The sequence below is a fragment of the Microbacterium sp. BK668 genome (assembly GCF_004362195.1).
Classification (GTDB): Bacteria; Actinomycetota; Actinomycetes; order Actinomycetales; family Microbacteriaceae; genus Microbacterium.
The window spans coordinates 1,977,529-1,999,019 of sequence record NZ_SNWG01000001.1 but is presented as its reverse complement, the minus strand read 5'-3'; the positions used below and the strand labels follow the sequence as shown (position 1 = coordinate 1,999,019).

Here is a 21,491-nt window from a genome sequence, read left to right as displayed (position 1 = left end):
CCGCATCGGCCTCACGGACGGGGGCCGGCCGGGAGCCGCGCGCCGTCCTTCCAGACGGCGGAGACGAGGGGCACACCCGGGCGGTAGGCGAGGTGTACCCGGGTCGGGGCGTCGAGCAGCACGAGGTCGGCTCGGAGGCCGGCGGCGACCGCGCCGATGTCGTCGCGGCGGAGCGCCCGGGCTCCGCCGGCGGTCGCCGCCCACACCGCCTCGGCCGGCGTCATGCCCATCTCCCGCACGGCGAGCGCGATCATGAGGGGCATCGAACTCGTGAAGCTCGAGCCCGGATTGCAGTCGCTGGCGAGGGCGACGGTGACACCCGCGTCGAGCAGACGGCGCGCGTCGGGGTACGGCTGCCGCGTGGAGAACTCGACGCCGGGCAGCAGCGTCGCGACGGTGTCCGACCCGGCGAGCGCCGCGACATCCTCGTCGTCCAGATAGGTGCAGTGATCGACGGATGCCGCACCCAGCTCCACCGCGATGCGCACGCCCTCCCCGCGACCGAGCTGGTTGCCGTGCACCCTCGGCAGCAGCCCGTGCGCGATGCCGGCGGCGAGGACTCGCCGCGACTCGTCCGGGGTGAAGGCTCCTCGCTCGCAGAAGACGTCGATCCAGCGGCTGTGCGGCGCGCAGGCCGCGAGCATGTGTCCGCAGACGAGATCGACGTACTCGTCGCGGGCCTGCGCGAACTCGCCCGGAACGACGTGCGCGCCGAGGAACGTGACCTCCGGCGTGACCTCGGCCGCGAGCCGCGCGAGGCGCGCCTCGTCGTGCACGGTCAACCCGTACCCGGTCTTGACCTCGAAGGTCGTCGTGCCCTGGCGGTGCAGCTCGGCCACGAACCCCGCGAGGCGGCGGCGCAGTTCGTCGTCGCCGGCGGCGCGAGTCGCGGCGACCGTCCGGCGTATGCCTCCCGCGGCATAGGACTCCCCGCTCATACGCGCCGCGAACTCGTCGGCACGTTCGCCGCCGAACACGAGGTGCGTGTGGCTGTCGACGAACCCCGGGATGACCGCCCGGCCGCCGGCGTCGACGACTTCGAGGTCATGGGAAGGCCCGGGGCGATTCGTCTCGCTCGGCTCGCTCAACGACCGGAAAGCCTCATCACCGGGGCGTTTCGTCTCGCTCCGCTCGCTCAACGACCGGGAAGCCCCGTCACCGGTCGTTGAGCGAGGAGCGAAGCGACGAGACGAAACGCGCTGCGCCTCCGCTGCCGCGCCCACCCACGCGATGCGCCCGCCCTCGATCAGGACCGCGGCATCCGTCATCGTTCCGCACGGATCGCCCGCGACGGCGACATTGGTCGTCAGCTCGCCGATGTTCGTGATGAGCGTCGTGCTCACGGCATCCCCTCTCCCCCGCGCGAGAGGTCACGAACGGGCCGCGGCACGCCGCGCCGGACCCGGCGTGAAGTCTCGCGCAGAGCAGTCACAGCATCGGCACCTTGAGGCCGCGCTCGGCGGCGACCTCGCGCGCCCGCTCGTATCCGGCGTCGACATGGCGCATGACGCCCGTGCCGGGGTCGTTCGTCAGGACCCGCTCGAGCTTCTGCGCCGCGAGGTCCGTGCCGTCGGCGACGGTCACCTGGCCGGCGTGGATCGAGCGCCCGATGCCCACCCCGCCGCCGTGGTGGATCGAGACCCACGACGCGCCCGAGGCCGTGTTGAGGAGGGCATTCAGCAGCGGCCAGTCGGCGATGGCGTCCGAGCCGTCGGCCATCGCCTCGGTCTCGCGGTAGGGCGAGGCGACCGATCCGGCATCGAGGTGGTCCCGGCCGATCACGATCGGGCCGGACAGCTCGCCCGAGGCGACCATCTCGTTGAACTTCAGGCCCGCGAGGTGCCGCTCCTTGTAGCCCAGCCAGCAGATACGGGCCGGGAGCCCCTCGAAGTGCACAGCGTCGCCTGCCTTCTCGAGCCACCGGACGAGCCCCGCGTTATCCGGGAAGAGCTCCATGACGGCGCGGTCGGTCTTGCGGATGTCCTCGGGGTCTCCCGACAGCGCCACCCAGCGGAAGGGTCCGCGCCCCTCGGCGAACTGGGGCCGGATGTAGGCCGGCACGAAGCCGGGGAAGTCGAAGGCCCGCTCGAACCCGCCGAGCTTCGCCTCGGCCCGTATCGAGTTGCCGTAGTCGAAGACGGCGGCTCCGGCATCCTGGAAGCCGACCATCGCCGCCACGTGCTTGGCCATGCTCCCCCGCGCCCGGGCGGTGAAGCCCTCGGGATCACGGGATGCCTCGGCCCGCCAGGCCTCGAACCGGATGCCGACCGGGAGGTAGGCCAGCGGATCGTGCGCGCTCGTCTGGTCTGTCACGACGTCGATCGCGAGGTCGCCGGCCCGGTGGCGCAGCAGGAGATCCGGGAAGACCTCCGCGGCGTTGCCGACGAAGCCGACCGAGAGCGCCTCGCCCGCGGCGCGGGCCGCCGTGACGCGGGCGATGGCGGTGTCGAGGTCGGTGGTGTACTCGTCGAGGTAGCCGTGCTCCACGCGGCGGGCCAGGCGCGACTCGTCGACGTCGACGATGAGCACGGCGCCGCCGTTGAGGGTGACCGCAAGGGGCTGCGCGCCGCCCATGCCGCCGCATCCGCCCGTCAGGGTCAAGGTCCCCGCGAGCGACTCCCGCCCGAGCGAGCGCGCGACCGCCGCGAACGTCTCGTAGGTGCCCTGAAGGATGCCCTGCGTCCCGATGTAGATCCACGACCCCGCCGTCATCTGGCCGTACATCGTGAGACCGAGCTGCTCCAGGCGGCGGAACTCCGGCCACGTCGCCCAGTCGCCGACGAGGTTGGAGTTGGCGATCAGCACGCGCGGGGCCCACTCGTGGGTGCGGAACACTCCCACGGGCTTGCCGGACTGCACGAGCAGCGTCTCATCCGGCTCGAGCTCGTCCAGGGTGCGCACGATGGCGTCGAACGCCTCCCACGACCGCGCCGCCCTGCCCGTGCCGCCGTACACGACGAGATCCTCCGGGTGCTCGGCCACCTCGGGATCGAGGTTGTTCATCAGCATCCGCTTGGCTGCCTCGGCGCCCCAGCTCTTCGCCGTCCGCTCCGATCCGCGGGGGGCGCGGACGCCTCGGGCCGTGGTGACATCGGTCATGACATGCCTTTCGTCGTGGCGGTCGTGGGTCGGAAGGGTCGCCGGGGTCGGAAGGGTCGCCGGGGTCGTCACAGGAGAGGAGATCTGCACTTTGGAGGAGGGATCAGCGCGAGGCATCCTCAGTCCTGCCGTTCTCCTCAGATCTGCCGAGCGCGGCCTCGGCGATCGCGCCCGACAGGACGAGCTCCGTCACGGCCTCGAGGTCGGGCGAGACGAAGCGGTCGCGGCCCGGGCCCGCCGCGACGGAGCGCACGACATCGCGCGCGGCGCGGGTCGCGGCGGCAGGCTGCAGCGGCGCCCGCAGGTCGAGCGCCCGGGCGGCCGTCAGGATCTCGATCGCCAGCACGCGGGCGAGCCCGTCGATGGAGCGGCGGAGCTTGCGGGCGGCGGCCCACCCCATCGAGACGTGGTCCTCCTGCATCGCCGACGACGGGATGGAGTCCACGGATGCCGGCACCGCGAGCCGCTTGAGCTCGGACACGATCCCCGCCGCGGCGTACTGCGCGATCATGAGCCCGGAGTCGACGCCGGCCTCATCGGCGAGGAACGGCGGCAGCCCCTGACTGCGCGCGACGTCGAGGGCGCGGTCGGTCCGGCGCTCCGAGATCGAGGCGACGTCGGCCACGGCGATCGCGAGGAAGTCGAGCACGTAGGCGACCGGCGCCCCATGGAAGTTGCCGTTGGACTCGACGCGGCCGTCGTCGGTGATGACGGGATTGTCGACGGATGCCGCGAGCTCCCGCTCGGCGACGAGCGCCGCGTGCGACGCCGTGTCGCGGGCGGCTCCGTGCACCTGCGGGGAGCAGCGCAGCGAGTAGGCGTCCTGCACGCGCGTGCAGACCGCCGGATCGCGGTGCGACGCCATGATGGCCGACCCGGCGAGCAGGTCGCGCAGGTGCGCGGCCGAGGTCGCCTGGCCGATCTGCGGACGCAGCGCCATGAGGTCGGCGGCGAACACCGCATCCGTGCCGAGAAGCGCCTCGACCGACATCGCCGCGGCCACGTCGGCGGTGTCGAGCAGCACGCGCAGGTCGTCGAGGGCGAGCAGCAGCATCCCGAGCATCCCGTCGGTGCCGTTGATGAGTGCGAGACCCTCCTTCTCGCGCAGCTCGAGGGGCGGGATGGATGCCTCGGCCAGCGCCTCCGCGGCGGCGCGTTTCGTCTCGCTGCGCTCGCTCGACGACCGGGAGTCGCTGACACGGACCTCCCCCTCGCCCATCGCGGCGAGCGCGACGTGGGACAGCGGCGCGAGGTCGCCCGAGCAGCCGAGCGAGCCGTACTCGCGCACGATCGGCGTGATGCCGGCATTGAGCATCGCGGCGTAGGTCTCGACGACGACGGGGCGCACGCCCGTGCGCCCCGACGCCAGCGCCTGCAGGCGCAGGAGGTGCAGCGCGCGCACGACCTCGCTCTCGACCTCCGCACCCGTCCCGGCCGCGTGCGAACGGATGAGCGACGCCTGCAACTGCCGCCGGCGCTCGGGGGCGATGAAGGTCGTCGCGAGGGCGCCGAACCCCGTCGAGATGCCGTAGTGCGGGTCGGGGTCGCCGGCCAGTCCCTCCACGAGCGCGCGGGTCTCGGCGACGCGGGCGAGAGCGGCGGGGGCGATCTCGACGCGAGCGCCGCGGCGCGCGACCGCGACGACGTCGGCGCGGCGCAGCGGCTCCGCGCCGACTGTGACGACCTCGAGGGCGGGGGTGACGGTGGTCATGCGTCGATTCCACACCGCGCCGCTCGCGTCGCACAGGGTGCCGTGGCATCCTGTGTCTGTCATGCCAGACGATCCAGCGCCGCACGCCGCGGACACGGCACCGCCCCGCCCGCAGGTGCCCGCCGCGGATCAGACCCTGCGGATCCTGACGTTCCTCGGGCGCCAGCGGGGCCCTGTGGCTGCCCGCACGATCGCGACGCACCTCGGCATCCCCCGCTCCACCGTGTACCACCTCCTCGCCGCGCTGGAGGGTCACGGGTTCGTCGTGCACGTCCCCGCCGAGCGCCGCTGGGGACTCGGCGTCGCCGCGTTCGAGCTCGCCGGCGGCTACGCGCGGCAGGCGCCGCTTGCGCGACTCGGACGCCCCCTCCTCGCCGAGCTCGCCGACCGCGCCGGCGAGAGCGCGCACCTCGCCGTCATGAGCGGGCGCGACGTCGTCTACATCGTCGAGGAGCGCGCGCCGCGGCGGCCCGCCCTCGTGACGGACGTCGGCGTGCGCCTCCCGGCCCACCTGACGGCGTCGGGCCGGGCGATGCTCGCGGTCCTCCCCCGCGAGCAGGTCCGGGCGCTGTTCCCCGACGCCTCGGCGTTCGCGGACCGGACCGGCCGCGGCCCGCGGACACCGGGCGACCTCCGGGAGCTGCTGCGACAGGTGCGGGCGACGGGCTGGGCGACCGAGGACGGCGAGGTCACGCTCGGACTGCAGTCGATCGGCATCGCCGTGCTCGATCACGTGAAATGGCCCACTGCGGCGATCGCCGTCACGTGGCCGGTCGAGGCGGATCGGGATGCCTCGTCCCTCGCCGCGCACGTCGCTCACGCGGCGACCGAGCTGTCGCGCCGGCTCTACGGCCGCTGAACCGGGGGCCCGGGGGCATCGGCGGCGGGCCTCTGCCATCCGCCCGCCTTCGGGTTAGTCCAATCATCCCGCCCCTGCAACCCCCTGCATCCACGGCTCGGGCGGTTCGTAGCGTGGCAGCATGCTCGCTTCAGACACCCCTTCGACCAGCCGGATCCTCGAGCTCATGGATCAGCGCCACGACGCGTGCGTCACGATCGTCGCGGAGTCCTCCCCGCTCCCCCAGGATCACGACCGCGTCAAGATCGCGCTGCGCGATCAGATCGACGACGCGGCTCGCCGTCTGGAGGCGCTCGACCCCGGGCACGGCCGCGCCGCCGCCCTTCTCGAGGGGCTCAGAGGCGTGCTCGGCGACACCGAGTTCTGGGAGCACCAGTCGCGAGGACTCGTCCTCCTCGCCTCACCCGACGGCACCGAGGCGTTCCGCATCGCGATCGACGTCTCAGCGCGCGTCGAGGTCGGCGACCGCTTCGACACCGGCGGACTCCTGCGGGCGACGACGTCGGTGCGCCGCGCCTTCATCGTGGAGGTCACCGGTGGCGGCGCGCGCCTGGTAGAGCTGACGCCGGACGGCCGGCTGGTCGACCGCCCGCTCCACCTTCCCGACGACCACGCGCTCATGCTCACGCGCACGACGACGGAAGGATCGGCGGAGCGCCAGCGCGCACAGGGCAGCACCGGCGAGCGCATCGAGCGCGAACGCTACTGCCGCACGATCCAGGACGAGGTCGTCAAGGCGGTACCGGATGCTGTGCCCCTCGTCCTCGCGGCCGCCACCGAGCTCGAGCCGGCGTACCGCGCGGTGAACACCCACCCCCTGCTCCTGGAGCCCGGCATCGGCCAGCCCGCCGACGCGGAGGCCCTCCGCCGCGCCGCCGAGGAGGTGCTGCGCGAGCGGGAGAGCCGGCAGCTCGCCGAGTGGCGCGAGCTCTTCGGCACGCGACGCGGCGCCGGCCACGCGACGACCCGGCTGGAGGAGGTCGCGGTCGCCGCATCCGCCGCCGCCGTCGAAGAGCTGCGCTTCGACGTCAACGCGACGCCGGCGGGGCGCATCGACGAGTTCGGGCGCATCCAGCGGGCCGAGGCCGGCTCGAGCGGCGCGTACTCGCTCGTCGACGAGATCGTCGCGCGGGTGCTCCGCACCGACGGCACCGTGCGGGCGGTCACCACGGCGGAGCTGATCGACGGATCGCCCGTCGCTGCAACGCTGCGCTTTCCGGTCGCGATGCCGGACGGCGAGTTCTCGGACCGCATCTCCGGCGACCTCCCGGAGGTCGCGACCGAGAACGACCGCGGGGAGCTCGACGGCTCCTAGACGTCGTCGCGGCTGCGCACGACGAGCTCCGGCTCGATGAGGCGGTGCCACGGCCCGCCTCCCGTCGCGGGATCGGCGACCAGAAGGTCGAGGACGGCGTCCGCGACGAGCTCGGGGCGCTGCTCGACGCTCGAGAGCGCGAGCGCCTCGGCGACGGGCGTGTTGTCGAATCCGATGACGAGCAGGTGCGGGCGGCCGGCGTGCGAGGCCGCGAGGTGGGCTCCGAGCGCGAGGGTGTCGCTCGCGCACACGATGGCGTCGACATCCATCGCCGCCAGTGCGTCCTCGACGACCGCACGGGCCCGGGAGACGCTGTCGACCGACGTCCACCGCAGCTCCGCGGGCGGCTCCTCCGCCCACCCGAGGGCTTCGCGCCACCCCCGTTCGCGGTCATCGCCCGTGCCCGATCCGGCAGGCCAGCCGAGGAAGGCCACGCGATCTCCCTCGGCGAGGGAGTGGAGCGTCGCGGCGCGCGTGCCCGCCGCGCCGTCCACGTCCACCCAGTGCCGCGAGGCATCGGCGTCCAGCGCCTGCGCGCCGGGCTCGCCCCAGGGCCTGCCGAAGGCGACGTACGGGATGTCGTGCTCCGCGAGCCACTCGGCACGCGGATCGCCGGCATAGGTGCCGGTGAGGACGATGCGGTCGATCTCACCGCCCTCGCGCAGCTGACGGATGCGACGGATCTCCTCGTCGGCATCGGTCGCGGCGTACACGAGGATCCGGAGGCCGCGCGGGGTGGCGCGTTCGGTGAGGGCGTGGATGAACCGATCCAGCACGATTCCCGAGATGCCGCCCGCGTAGGGATCGAGACGGATGCCGATGGTGTGGCTCTGCTGAGTCCGCAGGCGTCGCGCTGCCATGGAGGGCGCGTAGCCGAGCTCGGCGATCGCCGCCTCGACGCGGCCGCGGGTCGTCGCCCGCACGATGTCGGGCGCGTTGAGGACGTTGGAGACGGTCTGCCTCGACACTCCCGCCAGGCGCGCGACGTCTTCGACCGTGGGCTGCCGTACCACCTCGCCACCACCCTTCCGGGCCGCTCGTAAACCCCTTGACACGTGCGGTTCCCGAGAATACCTTGTCACCACACCGGAGATTTGAACGATCAAATTTCTGTCGGGCATGTATCGAAGGAGATCGCATGAAGCGGCACACAGCGGCGCGGGCTCTCGCCCTCGGCGCGTTCACAGCAACCGCGGCGCTGGCACTGGCCGGCTGCGGACAGGGTTTCGACGACGGAGGCAGCACCGGCGAGGGGGGCGGTGACGACAGCGGCCTCACGATCCTGATCGGCTCGAGCGGCGACGCCGAGACCGATGCGGTCACCGAGGCCGTGGCCGCCTGGTCCGAGGAGTCCGGCACCCCCGCCGAGGTCACGGTGGCCAGTGACCTCAATCAGCAGCTCTCGCAGGGCTTCGCCGCCGGCGACCCGCCGGATCTGTTCTACCTCTCCACGGAGGCCCTCGCCGGGTACGCCGCGAACGGCTCGCTGCAGGCGTACGGCGACGACCTGGAGAACAAGGACGACTTCTACCCCTCGCTCGTGGAGAACTTCACCTACGAGGACCAGTTCTACTGCGCCCCGAAGGACTTCTCGACGCTCGCCCTCATCATCAACAAGGGACTGTGGGATGCCGCGGGCCTGACCGAGGCCGACATCCCCACGACGTGGGACGAGCTGGCCTCCGTCGCGCAGACCCTCACGAAGGACGGCGTCGTCGGCCTCGGCTACGGCTGGGAGTGGCAGCGGCTCGGAACCTTCATGGCGCAGGCCGGCGGCGGCCTCGTCGAGGACGGCGAGCCGATCGCCAACAGCCAGGAGAACGTCGACGCCCTGACCTATGTCCAGGACCAGATGGCCGCCGGAACCTTCGCATATGCGCAGGACCTCGGCGCCGGATGGGGCGGCGAAGCGTTCGGCAAGCAGCTGTCCGCGATGACGATCGAGGGGAACTGGATCCAGGGCGCGATGGCCAACGACTACCCCGACGTCGAGTACATCGTGGCGGAGCTTCCCGAGGGCCCCGCGGGCAAGGGCACGCTGCAGTTCACGAACTGCTGGGGCATGGCTGCCGACAGCTCCAACCAGGAGGCGGCGCTGGACCTCGTGCAGTACCTGACCAGCACCGAGCAGCAGCTCGCGTTCTCGCAGGCGTTCGGCGTCATGCCGTCGATCCAGTCCGCCGCCGAGCAGTGGAAGACCGACAACCCCGACCTCGCCGCGTTCATCGCCGGTGCCGACTACGCGCAGGGCATCCCGACGTACGAGGGGACCGCTGATGTCATCACCGACTTCAACTCGCAGCTCCAGGGGCTGAAGGACGGGGACCCCCAGCAGATCCTCGACACCGTGCAGTCCAACCTCGAGGCCATCGTCGGCTGAGCCGGAACCTCCGATGACTGCAACCGTCACAGCGCCTCGCCGCGGAAGGACCTCCGGCTCGGGGATCCGGCGCGGCGAGGCGCTCGCGGGGTGGATCTTCACCGCACCCGTGATCGTCATCCTCGGGATCTTCCTCTTCATCCCCGTCCTCATGGCGCTGTGGGTCAGCGTCTCGGACTGGGGCGGTCGCGGGAGTCCCTTCTCGGGCAACGTCAACTTCGTCGGCCTCGAGAACTATGCGAGCGTCACGACCGGCGAGGGCCTGACGGCGCGCGACTTCGGCACCGCGATGCGCAACAACACGTGGTACGTGATCCTGGTCGTTCCGCTGCAGACGGCGCTGTCGCTGTTCCTCGCGCTCCTCGTCAACGGCGCGATCCTCCGCGGCCGCGGGTTCTTCCGGACCGCCTTCTACTTCCCCTCGGTGACGGCCAGCGTCGCGATCACGGTGCTCTGGCTGTTCCTGTTCAATCCCCGCGGCCCGGTCAACGCGTTCCTCGCGCTGGTCGGGATCACGGGACCCAACTGGTTCGCCGACCCCCGGGGGATCTTCCACGTCGTCCTGTCGGGCCTCGGCGTCCGGGAGGGGCCCAGCGTGCTCACCGGGAACGGCTTCCTGGCCGTCTCGTGGTGGAACTGGGGAGCCGGACCCTCGATCGCCATGTCGGCCTTCATCCTCATGGCGATCTTCACGACGAGCGGCACCTTCATGCTGCTGTTCCTCGCCGCACTGCAGAACATCGGTCCGGAGATCCAGGAGGCGGCGATGGTCGACGGCGCGAACGCCTGGCAGCGCTTCTGGCGCGTCACGCTGCCGCAGCTCAAGCCGGCGCTGTTCACGGTCCTCACCCTCGGGCTGATCGGCTGCTGGCAGGTCTTCGACCAGATCTACACCGGCACGAAGGGTCAGCCGGCCAAGACCACGCTGACACCCGCCTACCTGTCGTACGACGCGGGCTTCCTCGACCAGAACTGGGGCCAGGGCGCGGCGATCGCGTTCATCCTGTTCGGGATCATCGTGCTCTTCACCATCCTGCAGCGATGGGTGCTGCGGGAGCGGCCCGTCTCGCGTCGCCGCGCACGCCAGTACGAGCTGCCGGCCCGCCCCGCGACGGCGAGTCCCGCGACGATCGCCTCACGCCAGGTGCCGGCACCACCCGATCCTGCCCAGACACCGGGCGGGGCGGACGACCTCGGGAAGGGAGCCCGGTCATGACCGCGACGACACTCCGCGAGGCGCCTCCGTCGAAGACCGGCACGCCGGCTCCCCGCCCCGGCACGCGTCGGAGCCGCAGCGGGATGTGGTGGCAGATCGGCCTCTACGCGCTGCTGATCCTCATCTCGCTGATCTACATCTACCCGTTCCTCGTGCAGCTCTCCACCTCGTTCAAGAGCGACGCCGAGGCGGCGATCAATCCGGTGTCGCTGATCCCCCAGGTCTGGACGACCGCCGCGTACGAGCGCCTGTTCCTGCGCAGCGACTTCCCCGTCTGGTTCCGCAACTCCGCGATCGTCACGATCTGCGTCACCCTGCTTCGCGTGTTCTTCGTGTCGCTCGCGGGCTACGCTCTGGCGCGGCTGAACTTCCGCGGGCGCGGGCTGGTCTTCGCCGGAGTCATCGCCGTGATGGCTGTTCCGAGCGTCGTCCTCCTGATCCCGAGGTTCCTCGTGATCAACCAGCTCGGGATCTACGACTCGTATGCGGGGATGATTCTGCCGCTGCTGGTGGATGCCGCGGGCGTGTTCATCATGAAGAACTTCTTCGAGTCGATCCCCGCCTCAGTGGAGGAACAGGCCCGGATCGACGGCGCGGGGACGTTCCGGATCTTCTGGTCGGTCGTGCTGCCGATGGCCCGCCCGGCGCTCATCACGATCGTGATCCTGTCGTTCCAGGGGTCGTGGAACGAGCTGTCGCACTTCATCGTGTCGACGCAGTCCCCCGAGCTCACGACGCTCACGAAGGGCGTCGCGGGGCTCGCCTCGGGCGCTTTGAGTCAGGGCACGCAGTACCCGCTCAAGCTCGCCGCCGCGCTCATCATGACCATCCCGGTCGCGGTGCTGTTCTTTATCTTCCAGCGGCGGATCATGAACTCGAGTCAAGGAGCGGTGAAGGAGTGACCGAGGGACTCCAGCCCTTCCTCTCCGACGCCGTCGTCGCGCTGTGCGCTCCGACCCAGGTGTGGTCGGGGCGCGCGGGCGACCTCGGCGGCCGGCCGATCGACGGGGTCTATCACGGCGACACCCGGTTCGTCCGGGAGCTCGCGGTGACCTACTCCGCAGGCGACGAGCGGAAGAGCCCCGAGCCGATCTCCGTCGCCGAGGTGTCGGCATCCACCGTCGAGTTCGGCGCGCTCCTGCGCGGCGTCGACGACCGCTGGCCCGACCCGAAGGTGCGACTGCTGCGCCGCCGGACCGTCTCGGCCGGGGTCGTGCGCGAGCGACTGACGGTGCGCTCCCACCTCGACGAGCCGACGACGACGGCCCTGCGACTGCGGCTCGTGCCGGACGCCACGTCGCTGCCCGACGTGAAGGCCGGCGTGATCGCGGAATCGTCGCTGCGCGCCGTGCCCGCGGATGGCGGGATTCGCATCGAGCACGGAGAGTCCGCGATGACGATCGCGGCCCCCGGGGCCGCGATCGAGGCGGACGACGCCGTCACGCTCGAGTGGGAGGTGCGGTGTCCGCCTCACGGCGAGTGGTCGGCCGAGGTGGTCGTGACCCTGCACGATCCGGCGCTCGTGGTGCGCGCCGGGTCGCCCGCTCCACGCTGGACCGGGGCGTACACCGGCGACGCGTCGGTCGATCCGCGCCTGCGGCGCTGGGCCGAGCGCGCGCTGTCGGACCTCGACGCGCTCCGGCTCGCTCTCCCCGGCGCCCCGGGCGACGAGTTCCTGGCGGCGGGCGCGCCGTGGTTCTTCACCCTCTTCGGCCGGGACTCGCTGTGGGCGGCCCGGCTCATGCTCCCCGTCGACGTCGGGATCGCGGCATCCACTCTCCGCGTGCTCGCGGGGCTGCAGGGGATGAGATCCGACCCGGCGACGGCGGAGGAGCCCGGGAAGATCCTGCATGAGCTGCGCGCGGGGCAGTTCGCGATGCCGGGTGAGGGCATCGTCCTGCCGCCCGTCTACTACGGCACCGTGGACGCGACCCCGCTGTGGGTCGCCCTCCTCGCCGAGGCCCGCGAGGCGGGGATGCCCGATGCGGAGGTGCGCGCGCTCCTCCCCCACCTCCGCGCCGCCCTCGGCTGGATCGTGGCGAGCGCCGGCGACAGCGGCTTCCTCGACTACGTCGACGAGACCGGCCACGGATTGTCCAACCAGGGATGGAAGGACTCCGGCGACTCGATCCAGTGGCGCGACGGCACTCTGGCGCAGGGCCCGATCGCCCTCTGCGAGGTCCAGGGGTATGCGTACGAGGCGGCCGTCGCCGGCGCCGATCTGCTCGACGCGCTCGGGGAGGACGGCGCCGAGGAGCTGCGCGCGTGGGCGGCGGGCATGCGGCAGCGGTTCGGCGAGCGGTTCTGGGTGACCACTGCGGAGGGCGCCTATCCCGCCATCGCGCTGGATCGCGACGGCGCCGCGGTCGACACGCTGACCTCGAACATCGGGCACCTCCTGGGCACCGGCATCCTCGATCCCGAGCAGGAGCGCTCCATCGCGGCTCTCCTCACGAGCGACGCGATGTCGTCCGGCTTCGGCGTGCGGACGATGTCGACGGGCGCCGCGGGATACTGGCCGCTCAGTTACCACGGAGGATCCGTGTGGCCGCATGACGCCGCGATCGTCGCCCGGGGGATGGCGAGGGCGGGATGCCGCGACGAGGCGCTCGCGGTCGTGGACGGTCTCCTCGCGGCCGCCGAGGCGTTCGCCTTCCGCATGCCCGAGCTGTATGCGGGCGACGCGCGCACCGACACCCCCGTCCCCGCGCCCTATCCGGCCGCGTGCCGTCCGCAGGCCTGGTCGGCGGCGGCGGCCATCACGTGCCTCGAGATCGTGCGGGCGCGCTGAGCCGACCGCGCAGTGTCGGGCCGGCGGGGGGCCGTCGAGATCGCGCGGATCACGTCCGGCGGACGGCGCGCCTCGTCATCCGTGCGATCTCGGCGCCGTCCCGCGCGGTCAGTCGACCTTCGCGACCGTGCCACCCGTGAGGCGAAGGAGCTCATCGTAGGTCATCGGGAAGACGGTGTGCGGGGTGCCGCCCGCCGCCCAGATCTCGGGGTAGCCCGCCAGGTCCTCGTCGACGACCGTGGGCAGGGGGGATGGATGCCCCGTGGGCGCGACGCCGCCGATCGCCTGCCCGGTCGCCTCGCGCACCTGGTCCGCCGACGCGCGCTGGATCGATGTGCGGCCCAGTCGCTCGGCGAGTGCACGGGTGTCGACGCGGTGCGCGCCGCTCGTCATCACCAGGAGCGGCTCGCCGTCGGACCAGAAGACGAGGCTGTTCGCGATCGCCCCGACCTCGACCCCGAGTGCCGCCGCCGCGAGCGGCGCCGTGGATGCGGCGTCGGGCAGCACCACGATGTCTCCGGTGATGCCGGCCGCCCGCAGCGAGTCGTGGACGAGGCGGCTTCGGGCAGGCAGGTGCGCGGTCACCGGCTCAGCCTATGACCCCGCTTCTGCCCGCCGCGAACCTTACCTCAGGAAGCTGAGCCCGCTCGTCGAGGTCGCATCGCCCGGGAAGCTCGTGTTGGTGTACGGCGCGTACACCGACGAGGTCGCCGTGCCGGCCGCCGTGTCGATCTCGAGGATCCGCACGGGGTTGGTCGTGCTGTGGTACGTGGTGAGGATGCTCAGGATCTTGTTCCCGTGCACGCCCACGTCGGTGCGGCTGCCCGCTGTCCCGACGTGACCCGAGAGCACGATCTTGATGTTCGGGTAGAGCTTGATCAGGTTGTCGTACAGGTAGCGCGGCGACGTCGCGCCGTAGCCCCCGTTGCTGCCGCTGATCGACCCGTCGCCCTCGAGGTACGCGTGCGTGACGACGATGACGTTGTGGCCGGGGTGGCTCTCGACGACGGATCGGGCCCACGTGACGGCCTCGGCGCGGGGCCACAGCTCGAGGTTCAGCACGAGCCAGTCCGCTCCGCCCGCCTGGAACACGTGGAACGCGTTGTCGACCTTGCCGTTCTCGAAGACGCCCTCGAGGCCCGGGAAGCGCGACACCGGGAAGTAGGCGTTGTAGTCGGCCGTGTCTCGCACGGCCACGTTGGCGCTGATGCCGGGGCACGCGGAACCGCCCGGGCACACGGCTCCCGTGTCGTGGTTGCCGATCGCGCCCGACCAGGGCATCGTCTGCTCGAGCGGCTTCAGCTCGGTGCTGGCCCGCGCGAACTGCGCGGGATCGGCGGCACCCCAGTTCGAGAGATCGCCGACCTGCGTCGCGTAGCGCAGGTCGAGGCGCTCCTCGTTCCCGACGAGCCACGACACCCGGTTGGCGAAGCGGTTGTCGCTCGCCGTCACCTCGTTCTGGGTGTCGGGGATGACGGCGATGCTGAACTTCGTGTCGTCGTCCGCCGGTGCGCCCGCACCGATGACGGCGTAGAACGCGACGCGATCGAGCGTCCAGCCCGCCGCGAGGAGCGCGTCGCGATCGGCCGCATCCGCGAGCCGATGGAAGCCGTTGCGCGAGAGTTGGTAGACGGGCGTGAGGCAGCCGCTGTCAGAGGTCGAGGCGTAGAAGCCGACGAACTGCTTCGCGTAGCCGGCGGCCACCGCCGCGTCGAGATCGGGGCCCTCCGCCGCCCACAGGAAGTCGCCCGCCCGGTAGAGGCGCCAGACGGGTGTCAGTCCGGTGCCGGCGGAGTCGGCCACCTTCGCGAGCACGCCCTCATCTCCGGTGAACCCGTAGAGCGCCGCCGCGGAGTCCGCCTCGTCGGAAGAAAGGGTGACGAGACTCGCGGTGCTGGCGGGCCGGACGACCTGGAGAAGCTCGGAGTCGAACGACGCGCAGTCGGCCTCGACCGCCGCGGACGCCCGTGGACCGGACAGCAGGGACGCCCCCAGGATCAGCACCATCGTGCCGATCAGGAGAAGGAGAGTTCGGGTTCTCGAAAGGGTCTGGAGGCTCGACATGGGTTCTGTCCTTGAATCACATGCCCCAGTGACTTCGTGCGGTCGGCCCCGGTCGCCCTCCGGTGCCGATCGCATACAGGCAAGCCAAATTACCCCATCCGCCGTTCGAACTCTGTGAAGATGCGGTGAGAGATCAGGTCGCGGCACCGGCCGGAGGCGATAGATCAGCCGCGGGCGAGGACCTCGCCGTGCGGCATGAAGAACCAGCCGTCGTCCGACGCGGCCCACTCCCGCCACCCCTCAGCGATGCGCTCGAGCCCCGCCCGATCGGTGATGCCGTGCGACACCGCGTGCTCGGCGAAGGACGAGTGGAGCGCCCGATCCGCCCAGGATCCACCCCACCACTGGCGAGCCTCGGGCGACTCGAAGAGCCAGAGCGACGCTGACGACTCGACCTGGGCGAATCCGGCCTCGCGCGCCCATGCCTTGAGACGACGCCCGGCGGCCGGCTCCCCCGAGACGAGCCGGTGCACCCGCAGGTACACGTCGTGCCACTCGTCCAGCCCGGGCACGGCGGGATACCAGATGACGCCCTGGTAGTCGACGTCCCGCACGGCGACCACCCCGCCCGGGGCGAGGACGCGCCGGAACTCGCGCAGCGCCTCGACGGGACGCGCCAGGTGCTGGAGCACCTGGTGTGCGTGCACGACGTCGAAGGCGCCGTCCTCCGCCTCGAGGGCATACGCGTCGCCCGTCGCGAACGAGACGTTCCCCACTCCTCGCTGGGCGGCGAGCGCGGCCGCCTTCTCGACGACGTCGGCGGCGGCATCCAATCCCACGACCGATCCCGGCGCTACGCGCTCGGCGAGGTCGACCGTGATCGTGCCGGGACCCGATCCGACGTCGAGCACGCGCAGCCCCGTCCGGAGGTGCGGGAGGAGGTAGGCGGCCGAGTTCGCCACCGTGCGGCGCTCGTGGGCGCGCAGGACGCTCTCGTGATGGCCGTGCGTGTACTTCTCGGGCATGCTCCGACAGTAATCCGGCCGCACCGGTGCGATCGACACGTTACGGAAGCGCACGAGGGCACATGTGGTCCGGTCTCGCTCAGCAGATTGCGCAACATTCCGCGGAGGAGTTGAACACTCCGTCAGACGGTGGTGCAATGGAAGAAGGATGCCGCGACGCTGCGGCGCCCGCCGAGCACAGCCCACAAGGCCAGCCGAAAGAGGAACGCGATGACGCACACCCTGCCCCTGCCCGACTTCACGCACGAGCGCGTGGAGGTGATCACCGGGCGCCGCAGCGGACTGTTCATCGCCGTCGCCCTCCACTCCTCCGTGCTCGGCTCAGCACTGGGCGGCGCGCGGCTGTGGACCTACGACCACTGGAAGGACGCGCTCGGCGACGCCCTCCGGCTGTCGGCCGCCATGACGCTCAAGAACGCGGCGGCGGGCTTGAACGCGGGAGGCGGCAAGTCGGTCATCCGCCTCGAGCCCGGCACGGCGCTCGACGCCGAGCGGCGCCGCGCGGCCTTCCTCGACCTCGGCGATGCCGTGGAGTCGCTGCACGGTCTGTATCGCACGGCGGAGGACGTCGGGTCGACGACCGACGACATGCTCGTCGTGAGCGAGCGCACCGACCACGTCGTGGGACTCCCCGACGCGGTGGGCGGTTCCGGCGAGCCTGCCGGACCCACGAGCCTGGGCGTGTACGAGTCGCTGCGCGCGACGCTCGAGCGGGTCACCGGTTCCGCAGACGTCGCGGGACGCGCGGTCACCATCGCGGGCCTGGGTCAGGTCGGCAGCCGCCTCGCGGTCCGCCTCTCCGCCGAGGGCGCGCAGCTCATCGTCACGGACGTCAATCCCGCCAAGCGCGACCTCGCGCTCGAGCTCGGCGCCCGCTGGGCGGAGCCGGGCACGGAGCACCTCATCCCGGCAGACGTGTTCGTGCCCGCGGGCATCGGAGGCGTCCTGACCGACGAGGTCATCGACGCGCTCGACGCGAAGGCGGTCTGCGGCCCCGCGAACAACCCCCTCGCCGCACACGAGGGAGCCGACCGGCTAGCCCGGCGCGGCATCCTCTATGCACCCGACTTCGTCGTGAACGCGGGTGGCGTGATCTACCTCGACCTCGAGGCGAAGAAGCTCGGCACCCGCTCCGAGATCATGGACCGCGTCGCTGCCATCGGCGACACGCTGCGGCGGATCTTCGACGAAGCCGAGCACCGCGGCGTGACCCCGCTCGAGGCCGCCGAGGGACTCGCGGCGGAGCGCCTCGCCATGGGCGCCCGTCAGGGCGAGCACGCGCTCGCCTGACCCCTGGGCACGGATGCCCCGGCCGCGCCGGCCGGGGCATCCGTCGTCTGAGGAGCGGTCAGGTGACGACCTCCTCCTCGACCGACTCGGGTCTCGCCGCGATCTCGGCCGGGAGGTTCCGCGACAGCAGGAGCGAGAGCACCATGAGCGCGAACACGATGAAGATCGCCTGCTTGAGGGCCTCCACCTGCGACTCGGCGTAGTCGCCCGCGATCGCGCTCGCGACCTCGGCTGAGCCGCCCGAGTCGAGGACGAGCTGCTCGGCCTCGTCCTGCGAGATGATCGGCACGCCCTGCTCGAGATACTCGGTCACCTGCTGGCGCGAGTCGTCGTCGATCGTGGCGTTCTCGGCGACGGCCGCGCCGAAGCCGGAGGCGAGCAGCAGGATGAAGACCGACCCCACGATGGCCGTGCCGAACGAGGATCCGAGGTTCTGGAAGGTGCCCTGCAGGCCGCCGACCTCCGACGTGTCGTCCTTCTCCACCGCCGACATGTTCACGTTGCCGAGCTGCGAGGCGAGGAGGCCGAACCCGGCCCCCACGACGAACATGCCGATCGCGAACGGCCATCCGGCGAGCTCGGGCTGGATCGCCACGAGCACGAAGAGCAGCCCGATCGCCATGGTGATCTGGCCGATCTGCGCGATGCGCTTCGCCGACCGGCGCGAGGTGAGCCACGATCCGAGCACGGAGAAGAGGATGAGTCCTGCCGAGAGCGGCAGAATCTTGAGGCCGGTCTCGAGCGCGTCGTAGCCCTGCATGGTCTGGAGGTACACGGGGATGACGAAAAACAGCGCCGCGATCGCGAAGTACTGCACGAGGAAGCCCGACAGCCCGCTGCGCAGCGCCGCGATGCGAAACAGTCCCACCTTGAGCAGAGGCATCCGCCCCTTCTCCTGAAGCGTGCGCTGGCGCTGCACGAACCACCACAGCACGATGATCCCGAGGAGGATCAGGTAGGTCACCGGCGAGACGCCAAGGGGCGCGATCTCCACCCCGCCGACGACGGGCGGGTTGAGCGGGATGAACCACCCCCATGTCTTGGACTGCAGCACGCCGAAGACGACGAGCGCCATGCCCGCAGCGGAGAGGATGACGCTCAGGACGTCGATCTTCAGGCCGCGGTCGGCCGGCACGTCCTTGATGCGCCCTGAGACGAGGAGGACGGCGATCATGACGATCGTCTCGGCGACGAAGACATAGCGCCAGGACGCGTAGGTCGTCACCAGGCCGCCGATGAGGGGCCCCGCCGCAGCAGCGAGCCCCGTCACGGCGCCGAGGATCGAGAAGGCGGCGACGCGCGCCTTGCCGGAGTAGTTGATCGCGGCGAGTGCGGCGATCGCGGGGATGACGAGCACCGCGCCCAGCCCCTCCACGAGCGACCAGCCGAACAGCAGCATCGGCAGGTTGGGGCTCAGGGCCGTCAGCAGCGAGCCGATGCCGTAGATGACCGAGCCGATCTTGAACGCCCGGCCGCGGCCCCACTTGTCGCCCAGCTTGCCACCCGTGAGCATGAACGCGGCCATCGTGAGCGTGTAGAACGTGATCGCGGCCTGCATCCCGGTGATCGTGGTGTCGAGGTCTTGTGCGACCTGCGAGATCGACACGTTCATCACGGTGCTGTCGAGCACCATGACGAACTGCGACACCGCGAGGACGATGATGACGAACCAGCGCTTCATGATCGGAGCCTATTGCGACCGCCCGGGCGGGTCCGGTCGCCGCGACCCGAAACGGGTGAGGATCGCGGCATCAGCCGACGGAGAGGCACGCGGAGCACGAGGGGCTGCTCTGCTGTTTCGGTGGACCTGAGGGGATTCGAACCCCTGACCTCTTCATTGCGAACGAAGCGCGCTACCAACTGCGCCACAGGCCCGAGAACCTCCGTTACATTATCACGCTCGCCGAGGCCCTCCGAACCGACGGGAGAGGTGGGACGCGTGCATGCGCGCCCGGCGCTACTGGCCCGAGGCGCGCCGCTCGAGGAGACGGCGGACGTGGGCCTCGATCTCGGCGTCCTCGGCAGACCCCGTGCGCGCGGACTCGGCCGGCGCCTGCTGCGCGCGGGCACGGCGTGCCGCGTCGATCGACGCCGGACGCTGCGCCTCGGCGCGGGCCCGCATCGCCTCCTCCCGCGCGGCCTCGCGAAGGGCCTCGCGCGCGTCGACGACATCGAGCACGGCGGCGGCGCGCGACCCCGCCGAGGCGGTGAGCGGCCGCGGCAGCTCGCGCGGCTGCCACGCCCGCTGCTCGGTGCCGAGTTCGACGTCCTGAACCGATCCCGTCGCGAGGGCCGCGGCATCCGTCACCGCCGTCGACACTCCCGCACGGCGACCCACGCGCGCCATCCGTCGCAGCAGCAGCGCGGAGGCGACGACCAGGGCGCCGCCCCACGCGAGCGTCGTCCAGACGCCGACCGTCGCGACCTCCCACACGCCCCACGCCGACAGTCCCAGCGCGACGAGCGCGAGCATCGTCGTGACGAGGCGAGCGCGACGGCGAGCGCGTGCCCGACGCGCGGCGGGCAGATCGCGTGCCGCTGCGAGCGCGATGCGCGCCTCCTCGAGACGGGCTTGGTCGAGCTCGGTCTGGGTGCGCTTGGCGAGCTCCTCCTGCTCGGCGAGCGCCCGGCGCGCCGCCTTCTGCTGAGCCAGCGCCGTGCGGGCGTTGAGCTCGAGGCGCACCTCCTCGGGCGTCTCGCTGGTCTCGGCGAGTACGCGCAGCGCCTGATTGAGTCGGACGGCGTTGCGCTCGGCGGCGTCGTACTGCCGCCGGCTCGCCCACGAGGGCAGGAGGTACACGAGCCACAGGAGGGCGGCCACGAGGACGATGACCCCACCGCCGAGCACCTGCCCACCCATGCGTCCACGGTAAGCGAGCCGATGTCCGAGGGCGGTGATATACCGGCGTGTCGCTCGGAGCCGCAGGATGCGCCGGGCGTGCGCCGGGCGTGTCGCGTTCCGCCGTCCGCTTGCGGCGTTCCGCAGGATGAGGCTCGCTCACCTGGCGCACTTCGTCGCGCCCGGCCGCGGCATCCGACTGCATGCGCCAACTGAACCGCGCCGACACGCCGAACCGCAACGCCAAGACGCCGCGCCGACACGCCGAGACACGCCGAATCGCGACGCCAAGACGCCGCGCCGACAGGCCGCAGGACCCGATGCGGCGGGTCAGGCGTGCAGCCGGTCCGCTGGCGGGATGACCGCGGCGTCCTGCGGAGCGCGGCCCTGCACCCACCGCTCGAGCACGCCCTCGGGCACCTCTTCGCGCACGAGCGCGAACGCGTAGTGGTCGCGCCAGTCTCCGTCGATGTGGATGAAGCGGCGCCGCAGCCCCTCGTACCGGAAGCCGAGCTTCTCCACGACGCGAAGGCTCGCGCGGTTCTCCGGGCGGATGCAGATCTCCATGCGATGCAGGCGCAGTTCGCTGAAGCAGATGTCGGTCGCCATCGCCACCGCCGTCGGGGTGATGTTGCGCCCGGCGAAGCGCTCACTCACCCAATAGCCGATCGTCGCCGAGGCGAGCGACCCCCGGGCGATCCCCCACACGTTCAGCTGCCCGGCGATCTCTCCGTCGTACTCCATGACGAAGGGGACGCCGGCGCCGTCGCGATACTGCTGCAGCAGGCGACGGATGCCGAGCCTCATGTCGAACGACACGGGGCCGTCCGGACTCGTCGCCTCCCACGGCCGCAGCCACGATCGGTTCGTGAGCAGCTCGTTCTGCAGAGTCCGCGCGTCGCGCTGACGGATGAGCCGGATCGAGATCGGCCCCTGCCGACGAGGAGCGGTCAGTTCCACGC

The 21,491-nt window shown here is 71.6% G+C and carries 17 protein-coding genes and 1 tRNA gene; 7 read left to right on the top strand and 11 right to left on the bottom strand.

Translation table 11 applies throughout. The annotated features are described in order from the left end of the window. Positions 1-11: 11 nt before the first annotated feature. The 3 genes from hutI to hutH form a co-directional block, all read right to left on the bottom strand. Positions 12-1,343, bottom strand: coding sequence for an imidazolonepropionase (gene hutI / locus EV279_RS08860; protein ID WP_243728503.1), 1,332 nt, complete (start codon positions 1,341-1,343; stop codon positions 12-14). 85 nt (positions 1,344-1,428) lie between these two features. After that, complete coding sequence (gene hutU, locus EV279_RS08855; protein WP_133542684.1) at positions 1,429-3,099, bottom strand: urocanate hydratase; 1,671 nt, start codon at positions 3,097-3,099, stop codon at positions 1,429-1,431. A 103-nt stretch (positions 3,100-3,202) separates the two neighbouring features. Beyond that, positions 3,203-4,810 carry a histidine ammonia-lyase gene (hutH, locus tag EV279_RS08850; RefSeq protein WP_133542682.1) on the bottom strand — a complete coding sequence of 536 codons (1,608 nt, stop codon included), beginning with the start codon at positions 4,808-4,810 and terminating at the stop codon, positions 3,203-3,205. A 61-nt stretch (positions 4,811-4,871) separates the two neighbouring features. On the opposite strand from hutH, the gene EV279_RS08845 reads away from it, so the two are divergent. Further along, a complete protein-coding gene (locus EV279_RS08845; protein ID WP_243728502.1) occupies positions 4,872-5,669 on the top strand; it encodes an IclR family transcriptional regulator in 798 nt (265 codons plus the stop codon). Between the two features lie 121 nt (positions 5,670-5,790). Continuing rightward, on the top strand, positions 5,791-6,984 hold the full coding sequence (locus EV279_RS08840; protein WP_133542680.1) for a hypothetical protein: 1,194 nt from the start codon (positions 5,791-5,793) through the stop codon (positions 6,982-6,984). Here EV279_RS08840 and EV279_RS08835 read toward each other — a convergent pair. Then, entirely contained in the window at positions 6,981-7,997 is a 1,017-nt protein-coding gene (locus tag EV279_RS08835; RefSeq protein WP_243728501.1) for a LacI family DNA-binding transcriptional regulator, read from the bottom strand. The two genes, EV279_RS08840 and EV279_RS08835, sit on opposite strands and share 4 nt — an antisense overlap. 125 nt (positions 7,998-8,122) lie before the next feature. Between EV279_RS08835 and EV279_RS08830 the strand changes: the two genes are divergently transcribed. The 4 genes from EV279_RS08830 (at position 8,123) to EV279_RS08815 (ending at position 13,371) form a co-directional block, all read left to right on the top strand. Continuing rightward, entirely contained in the window at positions 8,123-9,364 is a 1,242-nt protein-coding gene (locus tag EV279_RS08830) for an extracellular solute-binding protein (protein WP_133542676.1), read from the top strand. Positions 9,365-9,377: 13 nt separating this feature from the next. After that, positions 9,378-10,580, top strand: coding sequence for a sugar ABC transporter permease (locus EV279_RS08825; protein ID WP_133542674.1), 1,203 nt, complete (start codon positions 9,378-9,380; stop codon positions 10,578-10,580). Between the two features lie 83 nt (positions 10,581-10,663). Beyond that, the gene (locus EV279_RS08820) at positions 10,664-11,482 is read left to right on the top strand and encodes a carbohydrate ABC transporter permease (protein WP_243728608.1); all 819 of its coding nucleotides are present in this window, start codon (positions 10,664-10,666) and stop codon (positions 11,480-11,482) included. Next, positions 11,479-13,371 carry a glycogen debranching N-terminal domain-containing protein gene (locus EV279_RS08815; protein ID WP_133542670.1) on the top strand — a complete coding sequence of 631 codons (1,893 nt, stop codon included), beginning with the start codon at positions 11,479-11,481 and terminating at the stop codon, positions 13,369-13,371. The genes EV279_RS08820 and EV279_RS08815 overlap by 4 nt, the downstream gene beginning before the upstream one ends. Positions 13,372-13,479: 108 nt before the next feature. Here the strand turns inward: EV279_RS08815 and EV279_RS08810 are convergent, their stop codons facing one another. From EV279_RS08810 to EV279_RS08800, 3 genes are all read right to left on the bottom strand, one after another. Further along, entirely contained in the window at positions 13,480-13,956 is a 477-nt protein-coding gene (locus EV279_RS08810; protein WP_133542668.1) for a YbaK/EbsC family protein, read from the bottom strand. A gap of 39 nt (positions 13,957-13,995) precedes the next feature. Continuing rightward, on the bottom strand, positions 13,996-15,435 hold the full coding sequence (locus EV279_RS08805) for a metallophosphoesterase (protein ID WP_133542666.1): 1,440 nt from the start codon (positions 15,433-15,435) through the stop codon (positions 13,996-13,998). A 164-nt stretch (positions 15,436-15,599) separates the two neighbouring features. Further along, entirely contained in the window at positions 15,600-16,400 is an 801-nt protein-coding gene (locus tag EV279_RS08800; RefSeq protein ID WP_133542664.1) for a class I SAM-dependent methyltransferase, read from the bottom strand. 210 nt (positions 16,401-16,610) lie between these two features. On the opposite strand from EV279_RS08800, the gene EV279_RS08795 reads away from it, so the two are divergent. Beyond that, positions 16,611-17,690 carry a Glu/Leu/Phe/Val dehydrogenase family protein gene (locus EV279_RS08795; protein ID WP_133542661.1) on the top strand — a complete coding sequence of 360 codons (1,080 nt, stop codon included), beginning with the start codon at positions 16,611-16,613 and terminating at the stop codon, positions 17,688-17,690. Between the two features lie 58 nt (positions 17,691-17,748). Here the strand turns inward: EV279_RS08795 and EV279_RS08790 are convergent, their stop codons facing one another. From EV279_RS08790 to EV279_RS08775, 4 genes are all read right to left on the bottom strand, one after another. Then, positions 17,749-19,371, bottom strand: coding sequence for an MFS transporter (locus EV279_RS08790; protein ID WP_133542659.1), 1,623 nt, complete (start codon positions 19,369-19,371; stop codon positions 17,749-17,751). A gap of 121 nt (positions 19,372-19,492) precedes the next feature. Then, positions 19,493-19,565: transfer RNA gene (locus tag EV279_RS08785), tRNA-Ala, on the bottom strand. An 82-nt stretch (positions 19,566-19,647) separates the two neighbouring features. Beyond that, the gene (locus tag EV279_RS08780) at positions 19,648-20,550 is read right to left on the bottom strand and encodes a large exoprotein (RefSeq protein WP_133542657.1); all 903 of its coding nucleotides are present in this window, start codon (positions 20,548-20,550) and stop codon (positions 19,648-19,650) included. 309 nt (positions 20,551-20,859) lie between these two features. Next, the gene (locus EV279_RS08775; RefSeq protein ID WP_133542655.1) at positions 20,860-21,489 is read right to left on the bottom strand and encodes a GNAT family protein; all 630 of its coding nucleotides are present in this window, start codon (positions 21,487-21,489) and stop codon (positions 20,860-20,862) included. Between the last annotated feature and the right edge of the window lie 2 nt (positions 21,490-21,491).